Annotated in this window: 17 protein-coding genes and 1 pseudogene; 7 read left to right on the forward strand and 11 right to left on the reverse strand. The window is 66.3% G+C overall.

Annotation, left to right across the window (positions count from 1 at the left end):
* Positions 1 to 454: 454 nt before the first annotated feature.
* Complete coding sequence (locus ED92_RS10390) at positions 455 to 823, forward strand: hypothetical protein (RefSeq protein ID WP_037336423.1); 369 nt, start codon at positions 455 to 457, stop codon at positions 821 to 823.
* Between the two features lie 448 nt (positions 824 to 1,271).
* On the opposite strand, the gene ED92_RS41295 is transcribed toward ED92_RS10390, so the two are convergent.
* Together ED92_RS41295 and ED92_RS10400 are read right to left on the reverse strand one after the other, a co-directional pair.
* Complete coding sequence (locus ED92_RS41295) at positions 1,272 to 3,056, reverse strand: caspase family protein (protein ID WP_161791088.1); 1,785 nt, start codon at positions 3,054 to 3,056, stop codon at positions 1,272 to 1,274.
* 788 nt (positions 3,057 to 3,844) lie between these two features.
* Positions 3,845 to 4,216 carry a hypothetical protein gene (locus ED92_RS10400; protein ID WP_037336425.1) on the reverse strand — a complete coding sequence of 124 codons (372 nt, stop codon included), beginning with the start codon at positions 4,214 to 4,216 and terminating at the stop codon, positions 3,845 to 3,847.
* A gap of 334 nt (positions 4,217 to 4,550) precedes the next feature.
* On the opposite strand from ED92_RS10400, the gene ED92_RS10405 reads away from it, so the two are divergent.
* Positions 4,551 to 5,144 (forward strand): hypothetical protein, encoded by a 594-nt coding sequence (locus ED92_RS10405; protein WP_037336426.1) that lies wholly within the window; start codon positions 4,551 to 4,553, stop codon positions 5,142 to 5,144.
* Between the two features lie 208 nt (positions 5,145 to 5,352).
* On the opposite strand, the gene ED92_RS10410 is transcribed toward ED92_RS10405, so the two are convergent.
* Both ED92_RS10410 and ED92_RS10415 read right to left on the reverse strand, forming a co-directional pair.
* Entirely contained in the window at positions 5,353 to 5,592 is a 240-nt protein-coding gene (locus ED92_RS10410; RefSeq protein WP_037336428.1) for a hypothetical protein, read from the reverse strand.
* Positions 5,593 to 5,711: 119 nt separating this feature from the next.
* Entirely contained in the window at positions 5,712 to 6,482 is a 771-nt protein-coding gene (locus ED92_RS10415; protein ID WP_052120407.1) for a GntR family transcriptional regulator, read from the reverse strand.
* 158 nt (positions 6,483 to 6,640) lie between these two features.
* On the opposite strand from ED92_RS10415, the gene ED92_RS10420 reads away from it, so the two are divergent.
* A complete protein-coding gene (locus tag ED92_RS10420) occupies positions 6,641 to 7,522 on the forward strand; it encodes an RNA polymerase sigma factor (RefSeq protein ID WP_052120408.1) in 882 nt (293 codons plus the stop codon).
* Positions 7,523 to 7,929: 407 nt separating this feature from the next.
* Here ED92_RS10420 and ED92_RS10425 read toward each other — a convergent pair whose 3' ends face one another.
* The 5 genes from ED92_RS10425 to ED92_RS10440 all read right to left on the reverse strand — a co-directional run bounded on the left by ED92_RS10425 (position 7,930) and on the right by ED92_RS10440 (position 12,467).
* On the reverse strand, positions 7,930 to 9,267 hold the full coding sequence (locus ED92_RS10425) for a helix-turn-helix domain-containing protein (protein ID WP_152610888.1): 1,338 nt from the start codon (positions 9,265 to 9,267) through the stop codon (positions 7,930 to 7,932).
* A gap of 143 nt (positions 9,268 to 9,410) precedes the next feature.
* Entirely contained in the window at positions 9,411 to 9,686 is a 276-nt protein-coding gene (locus ED92_RS10430; protein WP_152610889.1) for a hypothetical protein, read from the reverse strand.
* Between the two features lie 404 nt (positions 9,687 to 10,090).
* Positions 10,091 to 11,224, reverse strand: a complete 1,134-nt coding sequence (locus ED92_RS10435) for a hypothetical protein (RefSeq protein WP_037339709.1) — start codon at positions 11,222 to 11,224, stop codon at positions 10,091 to 10,093.
* A 31-nt stretch (positions 11,225 to 11,255) separates the two neighbouring features.
* The gene (locus tag ED92_RS42425; protein WP_152610890.1) at positions 11,256 to 11,486 is read right to left on the reverse strand and encodes a hypothetical protein; all 231 of its coding nucleotides are present in this window, start codon (positions 11,484 to 11,486) and stop codon (positions 11,256 to 11,258) included.
* Positions 11,487 to 12,158: 672 nt separating this feature from the next.
* Complete coding sequence (locus ED92_RS10440; protein WP_152610891.1) at positions 12,159 to 12,467, reverse strand: hypothetical protein; 309 nt, start codon at positions 12,465 to 12,467, stop codon at positions 12,159 to 12,161.
* A 79-nt stretch (positions 12,468 to 12,546) separates the two neighbouring features.
* Between ED92_RS10440 and ED92_RS10445 the strand changes: the two genes are divergently transcribed.
* Positions 12,547 to 12,786, forward strand: coding sequence for a hypothetical protein (locus tag ED92_RS10445; protein WP_037336437.1), 240 nt, complete (start codon positions 12,547 to 12,549; stop codon positions 12,784 to 12,786).
* Positions 12,787 to 13,305: 519 nt separating this feature from the next.
* On the opposite strand, the gene ED92_RS42430 is transcribed toward ED92_RS10445, so the two are convergent.
* On the reverse strand, positions 13,306 to 13,884 hold the full coding sequence (locus ED92_RS42430; RefSeq protein WP_037336439.1) for a hypothetical protein: 579 nt from the start codon (positions 13,882 to 13,884) through the stop codon (positions 13,306 to 13,308).
* Positions 13,885 to 13,998: 114 nt separating this feature from the next.
* On the opposite strand from ED92_RS42430, the pseudogene ED92_RS10455 reads away from it, so the two are divergent.
* Both ED92_RS10455 and ED92_RS42435 read left to right on the forward strand, forming a co-directional pair.
* Positions 13,999 to 14,439 (forward strand): annotated as a pseudogene (locus ED92_RS10455) (DNA polymerase IV); the annotation flags it as partial.
* Positions 14,440 to 14,581: 142 nt separating this feature from the next.
* Positions 14,582 to 15,418 (forward strand): hypothetical protein, encoded by an 837-nt coding sequence (locus ED92_RS42435; RefSeq protein ID WP_152610892.1) that lies wholly within the window; start codon positions 14,582 to 14,584, stop codon positions 15,416 to 15,418.
* A 215-nt stretch (positions 15,419 to 15,633) separates the two neighbouring features.
* Here the strand turns inward: ED92_RS42435 and ED92_RS10465 are convergent, their stop codons facing one another.
* Positions 15,634 to 15,900: an ATP-binding protein gene (locus ED92_RS10465; RefSeq protein ID WP_200882686.1), complete on the reverse strand. Its 267-nt coding sequence runs from the start codon at positions 15,898 to 15,900 to the stop codon at positions 15,634 to 15,636.
* A 241-nt stretch (positions 15,901 to 16,141) separates the two neighbouring features.
* Here ED92_RS10465 and ED92_RS10470 point away from each other — a divergent pair, with 241 nt between their 5' ends.
* Complete coding sequence (locus tag ED92_RS10470) at positions 16,142 to 16,972, forward strand: hypothetical protein (protein ID WP_037336443.1); 831 nt, start codon at positions 16,142 to 16,144, stop codon at positions 16,970 to 16,972.
* Positions 16,973 to 17,314: the final 342 nt, after the last annotated feature.

Raw genomic sequence — 17,314 nt, forward strand, 5'->3', positions numbered from 1 at the left:
CGCACGCCGGTTCGCCCTCGAACTGACTACCGGACAGGTAGAGGAGGACGAGCAGCATGATCGGTAAGACAACCACTCTCCGCTAAAAATCCACATCTCGAAGAGAACGAGCTCTCCATTCGCACGCTCATGCCGATGAGCGACCGGTGACAGTGGCCGGCAGCCACATTGGGAGGGGCAGAACTTGATTTTCTCAGGGTTAAGGTTGATCTTGACCTATGCGTCGGCCACCCCTTGGGTCAGGCCTTCGGCATGGCCGAGGCCGATCACCGCGTCGGCCAGCTCCAATGCGCAACGGCGGCGCCGCCTTGATCTCGGTGAGGCCGAGCCGTCCCGGTAGAAGTAGCTGGGCCTTTGGGAGCCAGCGCGATCAAGAAGGAAAGTAGTCGAATCGATGATCGGTTTTGGCGGTGTCGGCGACTATCATGCATGGATAGCCGGTTGAGGGGGGCGTATGACGACGTTGCTGGTCCGGATGTCTGGGGATGAGGAGCTTGAGGCGGAGACGCGGAAGCTTCGGAGGGCAATATTAGAGCTGGACGTCGCGGATGTCGGCCTACCCGAGGTCGTGGTTCCCGACGGCGCGAAGGGTACTGGGGTCGACATCGGGGCGATGGTTGTCAGCCTGGGTGGTTCCGCGGTGCTGACCGCTCTTGTCACCGGGGTCTGTCAGGTGCTGCGGACCTGGGTGACCCGCGATAAGGACCGACGCGTGGTGGTGGAGGTCGGTGGCAATAAGCTGGAGCTGACTGGAGGGAGCGCCGAAGAGCAGGCGCGCGCGATCGAAGCCTTCGCAAGAACGCTGGAGTTGGAGGCGGACTAACGCTACAGACGTCCCGGCTTCGCCGTCCGGCAAGCCGTCCAGCGCCTACCTGGCTGCTGGTCATCCTGCTTACGCGGTCACCAATGGGTCGTCGCGGCCGTCGGCAGCAGCTGGGACGACGCAGCGCTCCGCAATGGCGTTGCTCCTGGACACCCAGATGATGGTATATCCCTTTTCGCTGCGCGCAATGCGACTGCGGGTGCGTTCGAGCCCAGGTCCGCCTCGGTCGTCGATGCGGACGAGTTCCCGGGTTCCGATCTCGTCCTGCAGATCGGTGGACCGATGCCGAGGTTCTGTATGTGTCCCCGGAGCAATGACGCTAGCAGCTGCCGGGTTGCCGCCGCTCGGGATTGTCGGCGAGAGCCCCTCGAGTCACACGTCGCCGGTCAGGTCTTAAGTCGATTAACAATGGGGTTGCACTGCTGGTTCGCAGTGCTCGCTTCGTGCCTTACGCGCTCCCCTCCTGGTGCTTCATCTCATTTTCCTGTCTTCGCGAAATCATAGAGTCAGGGAGAATTATTAGTGCTGTAATTCCTTGATTAAGGGCACCGTTCGTTTGTAGCTGTACTTGGATCTTATGGCGGTGGGCGAGCCGCGCCACCACGTACAGGCCCAATCGCTGCGCGTCGCTTTGGTCGAACTCGAGGGGATTGGCCAACCGCTGGTTGAGTAGTGTTAGATCGTCCGGGGTCAACCCGATTCCGCGATCCATGATCTGGATGGCTAACCCTCCGGATTCGGTATACTCAGCGCACACGGTCACGCGTGACTCTGGGGCGGAGAAGGCTGTGGCGTTGTCCAGCAGTTCTGCGATCATGTGGGTAAGGTCTTCGGTGTTGCAGGTGAGGACGTCCTTCTGGGGCAAAGAACTCCAGGATACGCGAGCGTAGTGCTCGATTTCTGCCATGGCAGCCTGAATGACGTCGATGACAGAAAACGAAACGGATTCATTTGACCAATTTCGGTCTTGTGAATCGGCATCGGCTAGAATGAGGATGTTTTGAAGGTTGCGCTGAGCTCGAGTTAGAAGATGGTCTAACTTGAATAAGTCTGCTAACTTATCCGGGTTCTCCTCCCTGGATTCGAGAGACTCAAGCATCTTGAGCTGCCGATGCACGAGCATCTGATTGCGCCGGTTGAGATTTACCATGAAGTTGGCAAGGAATTCGAAACGGCCAGTCTGCTGGGTGGCGACTTGGATGGCTTCCATGTGCGTGCCGCTGGTTCTCTCACCTTCCATTGCAAACCAGGGTCGGGATACCCGATTATCGAGGAAGGTCGCGGCCGCAGCTCGCACCTCGGGATTCGTGTCCAGTGCTAACTGTGCTAATGCTTGCTGCGCATGAAGCGAGAGCGCCACGTTGTCACCGGAAGCCAACTCCAGTAAGTAGTGGGCAACCGCGACCCGAATCCCAGACAGCGGGCTCCGTAACGGCAAAGCGATCTCGTCCGGAAGGCCGTAGCCCAGACGCGGCCCGCATGGATTGGATGCCACCACGAGGCGACCGCTGAACTTGCAGTCGTAACTGGGGTTCTGGCGAGGGTTGGTGACGTGCAGTTCGTCGGCTATGTAGCGGTGCAGTTCATCGGAGTCGATCCAGCCGTCGCCGTCCAGGTCGGCCGCACCCGTCTGCAGTCCGTCGACCAGCGCCGATGTGAAGTAGGAGCGAGTCGGTTCACCGGACACGAGCGGCCCATCGGCACCGTCGGGTTCGTAGGCAAATTCCAGCGCGGTGGACGCGGTCAGTATTGCGCATCCTCGTCCAGTCAGCTGGTCCAGCACCTCGACGCGATGTTTACCCCGTGGCAGCTGGCCTTCGGGGAACGCGCCACCGAAACAGCAGTCCAGCAGGACGATTTTGCGTCCGCATCGACTTTGATCCAGTTGTGAACGAACGAACTGGGCGGCCACCATGGTGGAGCTTGGCAGAAGATGTTCGGAATCGATCGTGGCCAGGTACAGGTTGCCCGCGTCGTCTTTGATGCCGTGTCCCGAGAAGTAGAGCAGAAAGACATCGTCCCGACGCAATCCGAGCAGCATGCGCTCGATCGATCTGGTGACCTGTGCTGCCGGCTCGTTGTGCAGGACCGTTACCTCATAACCGTACTGCGGCGTTTCTGTGAGTACCTCGGCAAGCGACGTGGCGTCCTGAGCCGGTGCACGCAACGTCTGAAAGGTTGGATCGTAATGGCGGTCCGTGGCGACGATGAGCGCGATCCTTTTACCCGCCACGATGGTACCCCCTGAGTCGTCCACTGACCCCCGCCAGCCTACGGCACGAATACTGACTCCGAGTTCTCGAATTCCAGGTCCATGTGCGCGGCAAGATGTTGTGGCGATGTTCATCAACCGAGAACGCCCGTGCTCGGGCTGGATCACGCCTTCGCGGGGTGATGGCGGGGTCGACATACTTGAGCGAGGCGCGGCAAAAGTTGCACATGATGCGGTCTATCAGGGTCAAGAGGTACTACCGAGCCGGTGACAGCTAGGCAGAAAGCCGAGTTCAAAGAGTCTCCCAAGAGGCAGTTCGCCGGCCCCCACTGGATGTCGGCACTTTGTACGTGATCTCGCACTGGAATCCCACGTCAGAGGAAGAAAGCTGGTTGCAGGAGCTCGTGCGGGACGGGGATCTGATGGCGGCTTGGCACGGGCTGGCCTGCGTTGATCAGTTCGCCGCGCGGCACACGGCCGCTACGACTTCTCCGTACGTAGAAGAACTTCAGAAGGAGAAATTCGGCGGCAGGCGACCCGGCCCACGCCGGAGACTTGGCTGCCGTACGGTCAGCTGACGAATGGGTGATCACCCGACGGCTCGCCTTCCGACGCCTCACCGCATCACGACACCGCGACAGTGAGCACTACCGGCTGCCCGTAGCCGCTGAGAGTGAATCCGCTACCTGACCTGGATTGTTGACCATCGACGTCGGCCAAGGCGGGTGACAGCCGCCGCACCGCGAGCGCCCGCCGACGCACTCTCATGCCGCTGGTCGAACGGTGCCGCGCGGTCCTCGTGCCGAGAACTACTCGTTGCCGAGTGGTTTGAGGAGACCTGTGAGGTTGTCTTCGTCATCGTGGAGTCCGATGAGTACCTCGGTCATGAAGCTGACGCCCGGTTCGCGGACGATGACGCCGTCGGAGCACCCGAAATAGCTGCCGCCCCCGCACTCTCCGGTCTGCGCCCACTGTTTCATGAGTCGTTCCACTTCGGCGACGGTGAACATCGTCGCGCTCCACCGTGAGCCGTCGGGCAAGCGCACCTCGACATCGATGTTCTCTGCCTGCTCGGGATCTTCACGGTCACCGATGATGTAGCGGACATCGAACGACGTCGTACGGATGCGGTAGAAGGTCCCGTCGAAACTGTGGGAGAGCACGGTCGTCGAGTTGGCCACGGTGACGCATGCTACGGGGAAAAGGCACTCTCGTATCGCAGGGTGAGCGGTCGGTCAAGGCGCGGTGACACTAGGGACGGCGGCCGCGGTCGAAGTCGGGTCGGTGTAGGGGTGAGGCTCGCCGGGGGCGCTGGGGCACGGGGCTGGCTGCCGTGCGCCGTCACGCATCCAGGCGTTCTCGTGATCCGGCGACCGTGCGCGGAACACGTCATTTCGGCCGGCGGCACAGGTTGCGCAGCGGGTGACGTTCGGTCGTTACGAAGTGTCTGGTACCGAACCGAACCTAGGTTGACCCTGGTGTGGAGGTGGCGGGAGCGGAGCGCATACTCCGGGCATGCCCGCTGTGCCCGATCCTGACCCGATCGCAGTCGGCGACTATGTCGTGCGGCCTGCGCTGTGGCATGGGCGGTGCCTCAACGGGCACGACCTCGACGTCGCCGGGCGCGGCCGCGGCGGGAATCAGGCGCTGGATCTGCCGACCGGCCGGTGCGAGTTGTGTGTCCGGTTGGGCCTTCCTCGGGCGGAGTGGCTCGAAGTCGATCTCCGGCCGCGAGACGGGATGCCGGCGACGTCATCCGGACTGCAGCTGGCCGTGCGGCCTCCGTTCGTGCTCGCCGGAATCGAGCAGATCATGCTTCAGCTACGGGATGTCACCATCGCCGATCTCGACATGCAGATGTGCGGTGCGTGCAAGGTCGGGGTCGTGGAACAAGTCCGCGTCGACGACGCCTACTTGCGGCGGGGTATCGGGACCGTGCTGGTGACCGCCGCGCTGGTCCGCGGCCAGGGCTACCGATGGTCGACCACGGCGATCACCGACACTGCGGCGGCGGGAGCGTTCTGGGCAGGACAGCAACTGCCGGACGGCATGACACTCGGAGCTCCAGAACGGTGCACTCACATGCTCGAGGCATCAGAATTCGCGTGATCGAGCACTGTTCCAGCCCGCGCCAACGGCAGGCGGAACCGACAACGCTGAGGGAAGTGCGCGCCGCGGAGACACAGCGGACGTGGGAAGCCAACACGATGGAACCGGTGACACCGGCCTACGCGCGGTCCCTGCGCCAACGCTTGCAGCCGACATCCAGATCGGTTGCCGACGTGGACAGAGAGTCGAGATGTGGATGCTGCCGCGATCAGCGGGGCTCAGGCAGCTGCGCGAGCGCTTTGGTGATTTCGGTGACGAGGTGCTCTGGGTGCACCCCCAGCGCCACCTGTGCGGTCAGGAAGTCCCTGGCCTGCAGGGTGTACCGCGGATCCTCCCGGACTGCTCCGAGCAGTAACTGCACGGCCGTGACCTGGGTCGCGAGTGGCTGCCCGTGTTCGATCCGCGCGGAGGCCCCCGCGAACAGTTCGGCAAGTTCAGCCTCGGTCATGCGGGGAGCCCTTCTGTGGCCGTGCGGCAGCCATTGTCTCCGCTCCCATCGTCGCGTACCTGTTTGGCAGGGCCGGTGTCGGCCCACGCACGTCGTCGTGTTCTTCTGGGCTGGACGAGTCACCGGTCCGGTGTGTCCGTGCGCTCGAGCGCGTAGCCGATCTCGTACAGGTGGCCTGGCAACGCGGTCTCGTTGACCTCGCAGATCCGTCCGTCCGGGCTGCGGGCGATCCGCCGCAGTCGCAGCATCGGCGCACTGGGCGGGAGGGCCCATAGTTCGCGCTCGCGCGCGGACGGCGGGCGGGCGCCGACTCGCTCCTCCATGTCCAGCTCCGCCTGCAGGTGCTCCTCCATCCGGTCGAGGATCCCGCCTGGCCCGGTCTCGGCTTCCGCGATGACAGGGAGTTCGTCGACCAGCCACGGTGGCAGGTAGCTGAGGGAGACGTGGTGCACCTGACTGGTGTCGGGGTCGCCCATCACGCGATCGCGGATGACGACCGGCTGGCCCGGTGTGGTCCCCAGTAGCACGGCGAGATCGGCTGGGGGTGGCGCTGTCCGGACCTGTGGCTCACGAACAGCGACCCAGGACTGTGCCGCCAGGTCGAAGAAGTATCCCCGCTCGTCCCGGAAGATCTTGCGCTCCCGCACGATCACCTCGCGCACGGGCGCGGTCGTCACCACCGTGCCGCCACCCACCCCGCGCCTCGTCGCGACCAGGCCCTCCGCGATCAACTCCCGCACCGCACGCTGGACTGTCTCTTTCGACGCGTCGAACTGGCGGGTGAGCTGGCTGAGCGGAGGCAGCATGTCGCCCGGCTGGTACGTGCCGTCGACAATCGAGTCCCGCAGCTCCGCCGCGATCACCTCGTACGTCGGCTTCTTCACCACCACGTCAGCCCTTCCACGCCGCCGGAGAACCAAAGTCCTAGGACTATTGCGCATCAGGGCCCCGACATGCAATTCTCAAAGTCCTAGGACTTTATATTCGCGGTGGTAGCCGGCCGGTACCCCGCACCCACGTCGTGATCACGTCCAGCGGGGAGTCAGTCGTGCCCACCACCGTGTTGCCCAGCAAGCGGCCGTCCACCGGCATCCGGTTCCACCGAACCGGTGACCGGCGCAGCAACTCCCGGAATCGGCCGCGAGCCACCGCGGCCGTCGTCGTGGCCGGGGCGCCCTCCGCGGAGTGGACCGACCCCGAACTGCTGCGGGCCGTGCGCCACGGAAAGACCGCCACGAGCGCGGCCGCCTTCGGCGTCCTGTATGCGCGGCATCGCGCCTCGGCGCACCATCTGGCGGGGCAGCTGGCCTGCTCGGAGCACGATGCCCACGACCTGGTCTCCGAGGCATTCCTCCGGGTGTTCGACATCCTGCGGGGTGGGGACTGCGGTCCTGAGGACGCCAAGGTTCGCGCGTACCTGCTCACGACCTTGCGGCATATCGCCTACGACAAGACACGCCGGGACCGCAGGATCACCTTCACCGAGGACGTCGAGACCACCGCGATCGACTCGGGCAACCCGGGCACGATCACCCAGCCGTTCCGGGACACCGCTCTGGCCGATTTGGAGCGCTTGCTCGCCGCGCGCGCGTTCGTCCGCCTCACGCAGCGGCACCAGGAAGTGCTGTGGCACCTCGACGTCGAGCAGCTGACACCCCTCCAGATCGCCCCAGTGATGGGGCTGACCCCGAACGCGGTGTCCGCCCTGGCCTGCCGGGCGCGTGAGCGCCTGCGGCAGGCATACCTTCAGATGCACGTGCCCGAACCTGACGAGCGTTCGCGAGGCTGTCTCGCGACGGCGGGAAAGCTGGGCGCATGGGTCCGGGACGGGCTGGGGAGGCGGGAGGGCACGCGGGTCGGTCATCACGTGAAGGAGTGCGTGGCCTGCGGCGCCGTTGTCGCCGAGCTGCGCCAGGAAATTCCAGCCTGAGCCAGAGATTCCGGCCTGAGCCAGGCTGAACCACGGTGCCCTCGGCGACTTGCCAGTGTGGGGAGGGTGGTTGACATGGTGAGCGGCAGTTCAGCCTGGGCGCTGTATCGGTCGCGCCGGGCGGGGACGAGGGCGTAGCCGGGAACGCGGCTGACTCGGGTGGCCAGGTGATGGTCCTGTTCGCTGTGGGTGTGGGTGTGGGGCGGGTACACCCGGATGGCGGTGAACGGCGTCGTCAGGCCGGGTGCCGCGCAGCGGAGCGGCAGGTATCGGGTTGCAAGGGCGAGGGCTATCGTTAACCCGCTTCGGAGGCGCTCGCGAGCAGGATCCACCCCAGCTCGCTTGGCCGAGGCGTCATTGCGTGAACGATTTGGAAAGCATCAGCTTGACGGTCGGAGGCCGCCGGATCAGGTGGGCTGCCGATCCTTCCCGTCACGCGCGAAGACGTCGGCGAAGAATTGCTCTGCTCCCAACGCTCGCACGAACTTGTACATCAGCCTGCTCACCACAGGCCCTGGGGCTTCCTGCAGCTCACCTGTCCCGGCTGACGTTCCTTGCACGTATCGGCTTGCGCTGTATCGCAGAAGCTGGTCGGGCTCACCCAGAGACGGTGTGCTGTTGTGGACGAGCCCGTTGAGGTTGGTCAATCCGACAGCGATCTCCCACTGACCCCGGTATCCGAACGTGGTTCCGACCTCGCCGGCGAGGGTGACCAAGGCGCGGACCAGTCCGACGGCTTCTGCGGTGTAGACGTAGCGCTGACGGACATCCCGTGCGAAACCGATAGCGGTGGCACCGACCAGTGCTGAGGCGAAGAGTGCGATGGAGCCGTTGTCGGAGATTTCCAGGTCGGCTTGTGGGCGGTTTTTGCCGACGGCGTTGGGCGAGAGGATGCGGGAGTGCAGGTCGTAGGTGTGCCAACCGCGCCCGGCCGCCCGTGGCTGGTTGTACTGGTGAAGGGATTGCAGCCAACTTCCTGTATGGGGGGTCATCGCGGCGCGGGTGACGAGGCTTTGCAATTCATCGCCCACCAGGTGCGGGGTGAGTAGCTCGGGAGGGCTGGCGATCGGGTGGGCGACCGCGTACAGGCGGACGTCCTGGTCGCGGTCGTCCTCGATGGGGTCGCGGGCGATCTCGGCGGCGATCAGCTGCTCGGCGGTGACCTGGCGGGCAGCCCGGATCGCGAACAGGCGCTCCACGGCTGCATCGTTCAGCCGGTGCTTGGTCTTGTCGCCTCGGCCGTGATACTGGCCGTCGACCATGTGCGGTGCCAGCGGACTCGGCGGTATCTCGATCACCAGATAGCCGTTCTCCATGTCTTCCGGAGACACGGGGATCGGATGACATTGCACGAACAGCGGCGGGTCACAGCGCTGGTGCAGGATCTGCTCGACGGTTTCCGCCAGCCCTGACAGTCGTGTCGGCGCCAGGGTGAGCTTCCCGGTCGGCCTGTCTTCGTCCACGCCGATCAGGAGCACTCCGCCGTCGTTGGCGAACGAGGCCGCGTCCCGGGCGAGTTCGATCTTGTCGTGTTTGTCGTGGTTGAGCTGGCGCTTGATGTCGAGCCAGTGCCGTTCCTCCAGCGCGCCGTTGTCGATGGCGTTCTGGATATCGGCGGGGGTGCTCGGCCGCCATCGCTGGATGGCTGGTCCTAGGTAGAGGTGTGGTGGCTGGCTCATCGCTTTATCGTCCTCGGGTTCGGTGACTGGCTGGGCTGCCACTCGGATCAGTGCCAGGTGGCTCACGCCCAGGCCCTGTCATATCTGGGGAGGGAAGGGGTATGGGTGGTGGGCTGTCGTTGCGGAACGGGTGTCGCTGATCTCCGTTCGTGCCGAACGTGGTGGGAGGGGCCCGGCGTCGTGTGGCGCCGGGCGTCTCCGGTTGCTGCTCAGGGCTTGCCGAGGCGGATCGGGCCCAGGTCGACAACGGCGTTGAGCAGCCACAGGCCACCGATGATGACGGTCAGGATCATCACCAGGCGGACTGTGGCTCCCCAGGAGTCGAGGATCCGGCTGGCGAGCCGGACCAGGGATCGCCGTTCGTCGCTGCGGTCAACGGTCGTGGCGTTCGGCGCGGATGATTCCGCCCCTTGTTCGTCGTCGCGCCCAGGCGACGTTCTGTCGTTGCGCGATGGCAACTCGTCTCGCGCACCACCTATCGTCATGTGTGTTCCGTTCTCGTGTTCCTGCTGTGGAGGCAAGACACCCTCGACGGAACCTGTAAGGGGCGGCCTCTCGTGCCAGAGAGGCCGCCCCGGTTCGCGATCGGTGGCGCTCGTCAAGGACGTTAGAAGGACTGGCTGTGCCAGGACCACGGGCAGGCGACGGTCGGTCGGATCGGCGAGGTGAGTTGAGATAGCCCTGACCAGCAGGGCCGAATCCCGTGGTCCTCCCGGCGGGATAACCGGCAGCGACGGCGACCTAGGGGCCACAGATCGGGACAGCTGGACGTCGCGACCTTACGATTACGCTGCGCCGCGGCTCGCAGGATGCGGCCCGAGGTGACGGCGCCCATCGCGGATAGCTCTGGCCGACGATCGACGTACGTCAGGTTCTAGCTGGAGGGCGGTCAGGCGACGGGCCAGGGGAGTCCGTGGCCGGTGATGATCTGGCCGGCGAGGTCGTGGAAGGCGTCGCGGGCGTGGTCGCCGGTGACGCGGCGGCCGAGGAGGCGGTCGGCGAGTTCGTCGACGGGCCAGGTGACCAGCTGGCCGTGGCGGCCGAGCAGCAAACCGACTCGCCGGATCCGGTACAGGTCGGCGGTGTCCAGCCAGGCGTAGAGCAGTACTTGCCAGAGCCAGCGGCCGACTTTGCTGGTGTCGCGGACGCTGACGACGGTCTTGACGTCCAGCAGTGTCCCGCCGCGGGCGTCGATGCCGTGGTCGGGGTCGATCGCGCCGAGGAGGAGGTCGGCGTCGGCCCAGTGCGGCACGATGGTCGGCCCGGCGATTCCGAGCGGTGTGCCGGGGGCGGGGTTGCCGGCGAGTTTCCGGAGCTCCCACAGGGTTCCGCGGTCATGCAGCAGCCGCGCGAGGGCGACGAGTTCGTCGACCTGGCGCTGCTCGACCAGACCTCGTAGCTGCTCGACGGTTGGGCGCCCGGCGTCGAAGAGCCTGGCCAGGCGGTCGTCGATGAACCCGCTGCGGTAGACGTCTTCGCAGACGGTCAGCAGCCAGCACAGGCGGGCCAGTCCGGCTTCGGCGCCGGGGGAGCCGAGGCTCCCAGCCGGGGCGTGGCGGGCCAGATAGGTGCGGCCGCGCTCGAGGAAGTCCGCCCATACCGCCTCGGCAGCCAGGTTGCCGGGCAGGCGAGGTTCAACGGGCCCGCCGAGGTCCAGCCAGGACGCGGCGGCCGGCCGGAGATGCAGCGCGCGGGCGCGGTGCTCGCCGGTGAGGCCGCGGTGGCTGGGGTAGCGCGCGGCTTGATCGTGCGCCCACGCCGGGGACGCCCACTTGGCCTGGATCAGTCCGAGCAGTGCGTAATACGGCGGTGCGGGCTGGACGAGGTCCGCGACACGCTGCCCGAACGCTCCGCCGACTTCGGCCCACCACCGTGCCGGAACCTGTCCGGAGGGCCGGATGGGGCGGACCTCCCGCACGGCGGTCGCGATCTGCTCGACCACCGACGCCGTCCCGGCGAACGTTCGCTCGCACCACGCGGCGAGCGGGCTTCGGCGGCTGGCGAGCTCACTGGTCAGGGACACGTGATCACCGGCCTGATCGGACGCGGCGGCATCACGACGCTGGCGCTCCGGTGCCGAGGACATGATGCCGTCGGGTGTCGGCGCGTGCGCCGCGGCTCAGGTGGACGCCGATCGTCGATCGTCCGGTCCGGTCCTGCAGCAGCAGGTCTTCGCATGCTGCATCGGCAGAGAGTTCGCCCGCGCCCGGCTCGCCACGGCCGCGCACGTCGGCACGCGCGACGCCCCAGACCGCGAGCCTTGACCCACCCAGATCGACATCCATGCCCACCATCTATCACGCCGGTACGACGTCCGGGCAACGCGCAACGCGACCGGGGCCCCGCCCCCCCCGCGCCATCCCGGCCGGGCTCCGACGCCGCCGTGTGCTCAGCCCGGCTCGACGGCCTGGCGCTCTCACCCGATCCGGTGATCGCCGGTGCGGGACGTCATAGCGTCCGGCGTGTGGCCTCGTGATGGGTGTTGCGGTGGCCGGTCGGCACGCCCCCCGGCTGGCTGGCCACCGCGCGGACACTCGCCTTCGCCGGAAAGTCGGCTGCTGAAGCGGTGAAAGGACGTGACGAATTCCGTCGGGATTGGCTCACGACACGAAGAAGACCCCGAGCGCGCGACATTGCCTAGTTGCATAAGGCAATCCCGTTGGCGTGCATGCCAACGGGGTTCCCTTCGCCCTCGTTGATAAGAGATTCTCTGCCAGGAGAAGTCACCGAGGTTGATGGTCTTGTGAGCAGGCGCCGTCGATGGCCCGGTTTAGCCGGACCGATGGGCGGCGCTCCTTCAAGCCGGACGTCCTCGGGTGTGTCGCACTCGAGGCTATGTCCATATGGACAGCTGCGTGCGGTACGGGCTGAGACGTGGTCAGCTCTTCCCGCGAGGGCGGTGGGAGCAGAACGCGCGCGGGCTGCTCCGCTGGCAGACGGATCCGCGCACGCGGAACTCAAGCGGCGTTGGGCGGAGGCGAGGTGGAGAATTCGCCGAGATCGTGCTGATGACACTGGATGTACCGATGATAGGGCTGTGGCCAGGTCTCGTCCGGCAGCCACGCCGGTGTATCGGGCGCGCTGACGGTGGTGATCTCACCCGCGATCGCCGCGTCCAGCGCGCGCCGGCGGTGCTGCCATACCTCGACGAGATTCTCCAGAGACACCGCGTCGGAGTACGCCGCGCTGACGATCTCCGCTGCCCAGGCATGCAGCAGCGACTGCGCCACGTCGGGTACGGGCTCCGGTGCGGCTGGCCTGGTCATACCTGACGTATCGCTGAACCGTCGCGAAACGCAACAAAGATGTGGAACCTCATGTCGGTGCAGGCATGCTCGGCCCCCGTTGCCCTCCGGCGTCTACGACGCGGTCAAGATCGCAGCCCGCACCGGCGACTGTGCGCAGATCGCGCGACTTCGCGGCGCGGTCCGGCTCGCCCGGCTGAACGCCGCCGCCCTGCCAGGGCACGAGGTCGGTGCGGGCAGGGCCGCGGAGATCCGGCAGCTGGCCAAGACCGTCACCCGGCGCGACGGCAGCGTGATCCCGTTGGGAAGCCTGGCGATTCTCCTGGCTGATTTGGCATAGCCGTTGGCGACCGTGGTCACCGGTGCTATTCACCGAGTCGCGAGCTGCCGGTGTTCGAGGCGGACGCCAGGCGGGGGAAGGTCGTGGCCGGACAACCTGAGCCCATCCGCCCTTCGCCCCTCTACCTCGATGGAGGTGGGGCGCGACGCCATGACCGCGATCGCCGCACCTATGTTCGCCCCCGCCTGGCGCCCTCAGTCTTCCCGGTGAATCGCCGCGCCGTCGTGGGGGGTCCCTCCAATGGAGCACCCCCTACCCGCGGGTGGCGGCCCCTGCTTGCGAGGGCGATTCCGGGGCGAAGCGGAGGCGCGCGTCGTCGGGGCCGGTTCCGAGGGCGTGGGCGATCTCGTGCCAGGTGTGGCCGTTTGGCGGCGATGTCCAGCAGTCGCACACGACCTCCTCGGCCACCGGGCACTGGTTCGGCCTCACGCGAGCAGAAGATCTGCTGCAGTGCGGGCAAAGGAAGGCTGCTGGCCGCGAGCGCGGCGCGGCGACGTCGGGGGTGTCCTCGCTAAGTGGCTAGGACCACAACGATGCCCGGGACTGCCACTGGTGTGGCGGGCGGATCATGAGAGCGGCAATCGCGCTCCGGTCAAGGCGCTCCGCACGTACGTACTCCCCGCAGATCGCGTTGTAGAGCAGTGGTTTCTTCGCCGCCGGACTTCCGGACGCCAATACTGCGAGGACGAAAAGGGCTCGGGTGACCGTGCAGGTGGCGGCGGGGTCGGTTTCGCTCAGGACGTGGCGTGCGGCCGGGAGGCCTCCGCGCAGGGTCGCAGCCACCACGGAATACGCGGCGGCCAGCGGCGGAGGCGTCGTGTCATCGATCTGGGCATGCTGCAAGTACAAATCCGCGCCTTCGGCGTTGCTGCGATACGTCGAGCCGGCCACGACTTTCTGCGCGCAGATCAGGCCCGCGTGCCGCCACGCGTCTGCCCCGTGGTGATCCAGTTCCGCGAACAGCGCCCAGACAGGCAGGAATGGGTCAGCCGCGCGGACGATCCCGGCGGTCGCATGGATCGCGTTGATTGTCAGTGAGGGCAGCGCCGATCGGGGCGCGCGGCAAGCTCGCCACGCGGTTTTGTCGCCATCGTTCACGCGTTTATCGTCCCTCTTTCCGAAGCTAGCACTCCGTGCAGCTGCAAAGAGTAGACACCGGGGCCATCGCGTCCTGGAATCAGCCGATCAAGGGCGCGTCGTCGTTCGGTATCGCAGGTGGTGAAACTGCGAGACACCGATTTCAGCACCGTGACGCGTTCGGAGACGATGGCCTCGCCCACCGGCGAATTCGACCAGCCGCCTCGATGGCGGAAAGGCTGCTGATCGACCCGGCGGAGTTCGGCGGGGTCCGGCTGGCGGGCGTCGCATTCTCCGGGCTTTCGGTGCCGCATCAGGATCCGCTGTTCACCTTGTCCGTTCCCGTTTCCGAAGTCTCGGGAGACGTCGGTCGCGAAGGAACGCGCGCCGGTCGTGTTCTCGGGCTGGCGTCCCGGGGACGATGTCGTGCATGAAGAGCACGGGAGCGGCTGGGTGCAGGGCGCCGGGCACGGGCGGGTGACCGTCCGGTTCGAGACGCGGTCCAGCGGGCCGGGTGTGGCGCGAACCTTCACTCAAGAGGACCCGGCCCTGCGACGCGGCGATCCCGCGGACTGACTGTCGTGAGGCCGCGACGCGTTCCGCTCGGGCCGCGAATCGGGGTATTCTCCAGGAAGGAGCGCCGGGAAGTCTGGTCGGCATGGTGTTCGCCGACCCCGAGGGAGCTCCCGTGGCCGCTCAGCCTTCAGTGCAAACACTCATGGACCGGCGTCGGGCCTGCTTCTTGGTGGCCGCGAGCGGGATCATGCTCTTCCTCGCCGTCAGCGTCGGAATGGGCTTGGGGCTGACCGAGAAAGACGTCGCCGACTGGGCGGAAAGCACCGAAGTCGTGGTCGACGTCATCCTGGCGGTCGGGCTGCTCACCGCCGCGATCGCGTGCGCCATCGCTCTCCGGCACAGCCGCAAGATCGGCGAAGCCGCGGTCGATACCTGGCTTCCCACGGAAACAGCCGTCGCGCGGGAGCCCGGATTCGCGGTACTGCCCCAGCGTTTTCACACCATGAGCCTCCTGGCCATCCCGGTTTTCTGTGCCTGTGCCGTAGCGCTCGGTCTCGTGGCGTGGTTCTCGGTGGCGATCGGTTCACCGGCACCCGCGATTCTCCCCGGCATTCCACTGGCTCTCGGGTGTGCGGGCGGTCTCTCCGCCTGGGTCGGCTGGGACAGAAGAGCCAAGTCCGTGCGGAAGACCGGCTGGTACGCCGCGAAAGTCGTCGACATCGAGGTCTTCCGCGCGAACGACCTCCGCCTTCCGGCGATCTCGGTCGGCTTCGAAGACGGCAGCATGATCGGGTTCAGTTCGAGCCTGTCGACCTACGACGCCGGACATCGCGCGGGACGCCGTGCCCTCGAGGTGTGGGTCGGTGGCGAAGACGCCGCCATGGTCGTCTTGTTCGAAAACGGCCGCTTCCGCATAGGCCTGTATCCGGTCCCGGTGAAGGCCATTGGTCCGCGTACGTTTCCGCGGAGTCTGGAGCCTCCTCGTGGCCGGGCGAGCGGTCCGAGCTGGGCCAAGCGAGTCGACACCGGCGGGCGCTAGAGGGCGAGCGTTCCGGAGTCTGTCCGATCGTTCTCGGTGACTTCGGTCGAGTGTCGTACCCGTTCGGCGTAAGGCAGGATGAAAGGGACATGTCATCCGATCGAGGGAATCGGTGCGGCCGGCGCCACTGCGGCCCGGCGTGCGCTGGTAGCCGTCCTCGACGGCGTCAGCCAGAAGCGGGGCGCCGGGGTCCTCGGTGGTGAAGCCAGCGACAGTCAGCCCGACTTCGATCGCACCTTGCCGGGGGGGGCTTCGCAGGCGGGTGATTTGGCGGTGTCGGACGGGCCGCAGATGCAGGGATTCTCCGTGTTTCGCAATCCTTCCAGTGTTTTCAGCGAGTCCTGCGTCGGCCGCGCGATAGACGAGGCCTGCTCGTCCCAGTCGCCGAAGGTCTTGCCTGCGGGGAACGCGGCGCGTTTGCGGAGGGTCCGCGGGTTCGCCGCGTCCCGGCCGGCGGCCTCGTCCGCGAGCAGCACTCGCACGACCTGGCAGGGTCCCAGCGTTGCGCCTTCGCGGTCGGTCAGGGCCCGAGCTCGCGCGCATGCGCCGACCGTTCTCCTTGCGGACGATGCTGTCACCTGATCCGGTGGTCGCAGACTTGGAACGTCATGCCGTCCGACGTGCGTCTTCCCGACGGTCGGTGCGTTATCTGGGCGTGCCGGCCGGGTAACGCACAGCACGTTCGCGGAGACCTACTCTGGTAGGTCGTTTGGGGAGGCAACTGTGTTCAGCGGGCTCAGCGTGGCCAGCCTGGTTTTCCTGGGGCTGTTCGCACTTTCGGTTGTCGGGCTGGTGGTGCTCGCGGTGAGTTTCGTTCGCCGCCCAGACCGGATGCCGAACAATCAGGCACTGGGACTGGCCGCGGTCTTCCTTCTGGTCATTCTCTTCGGCGTCGTCTACGCGGTCGTCGGTCCCCCAGAAACTGGAGTAAGTCCGGGGCCTCCGGTGACCAAGGCTTGCTACCTGACTTCGCAGCCGGTCACGGTCGATGTGAACCAGCCGACGACGGCCGAAGTGGTGATCAGGCTCGACCAAACAGGCTGTGCCTCAACGACCACCGACCCTGCGGGCCGGTTGATCCGCGTCACCCCAAAGATTCAGGTCGAGCTGTCCAAAGAGGGATTCAACGGCACAGTCGCAAGAATGACCGCCGCCGAACTTCCCCTGGACGCGGACCGTCCTGAGGCGGTGTGGAAGTGGTCGGTCACAGGGGACGTACCTGGTGACTACCGGTTAACCCTGGTCGCAACGTCCATGGACGACTCCGCGATCTTCTTTCAAGATTCGGACAGCGTGCTTCAGATCCGTGTGAACGCCACGTGGAAGTACCGGTTTTCCAAGGCTGGCCAGTGGTTGAAGGAGGCCGTCACCAACACCCAGACCATCGTCGTGGGCGCGATCGCGATCGGGTCCGTGAGCGGCTCGGTCGTCTGGTTCCGGAGGAGGAAGCGTCCGCCGACCAACCCCGGCCGTCCCCACCGGCTTCGACGCCCAAAGCGTCGGCGACGCAGGTCGGGCATCAAGAGTCGGTCAATGTCGCGATGGCGGCGATAGTTCCTCGACGTAGAGGTAAGGGCCCGATTGCCGCCGGCCTGTGCTGATCTAGTGCTCGACGGGAACCAGCCTGAGACGGCGGTGCGGTGCCGTCGCTGAGGCTGCCGCACGTCGCTGCAGGCTGCTTCCGAGACGTCGCCCTCCGGCGTAGGTTGCGGACGTTGCCGAGGGCTTGGGGCGATGCCCGTCGCGAGGCGGGCTGGGGCTCACGAGCAGTTCCAGACTCGGGTCGAACGGTCGATCGTGCCGGTCGGATGGTGTGGGCACCGGCAGGGGAGGTACGGCCGTGACCAACAACGACGGCCGCAAGCACCGCCACTGTGACCGGGCTCGCCGCGGCGA

Origin of the sequence: Amycolatopsis sp. MJM2582, from assembly GCF_000754115.1 — a bacterium.
GTDB lineage: Bacteria > Actinomycetota > Actinomycetes > Mycobacteriales > Pseudonocardiaceae > Amycolatopsis > Amycolatopsis japonica.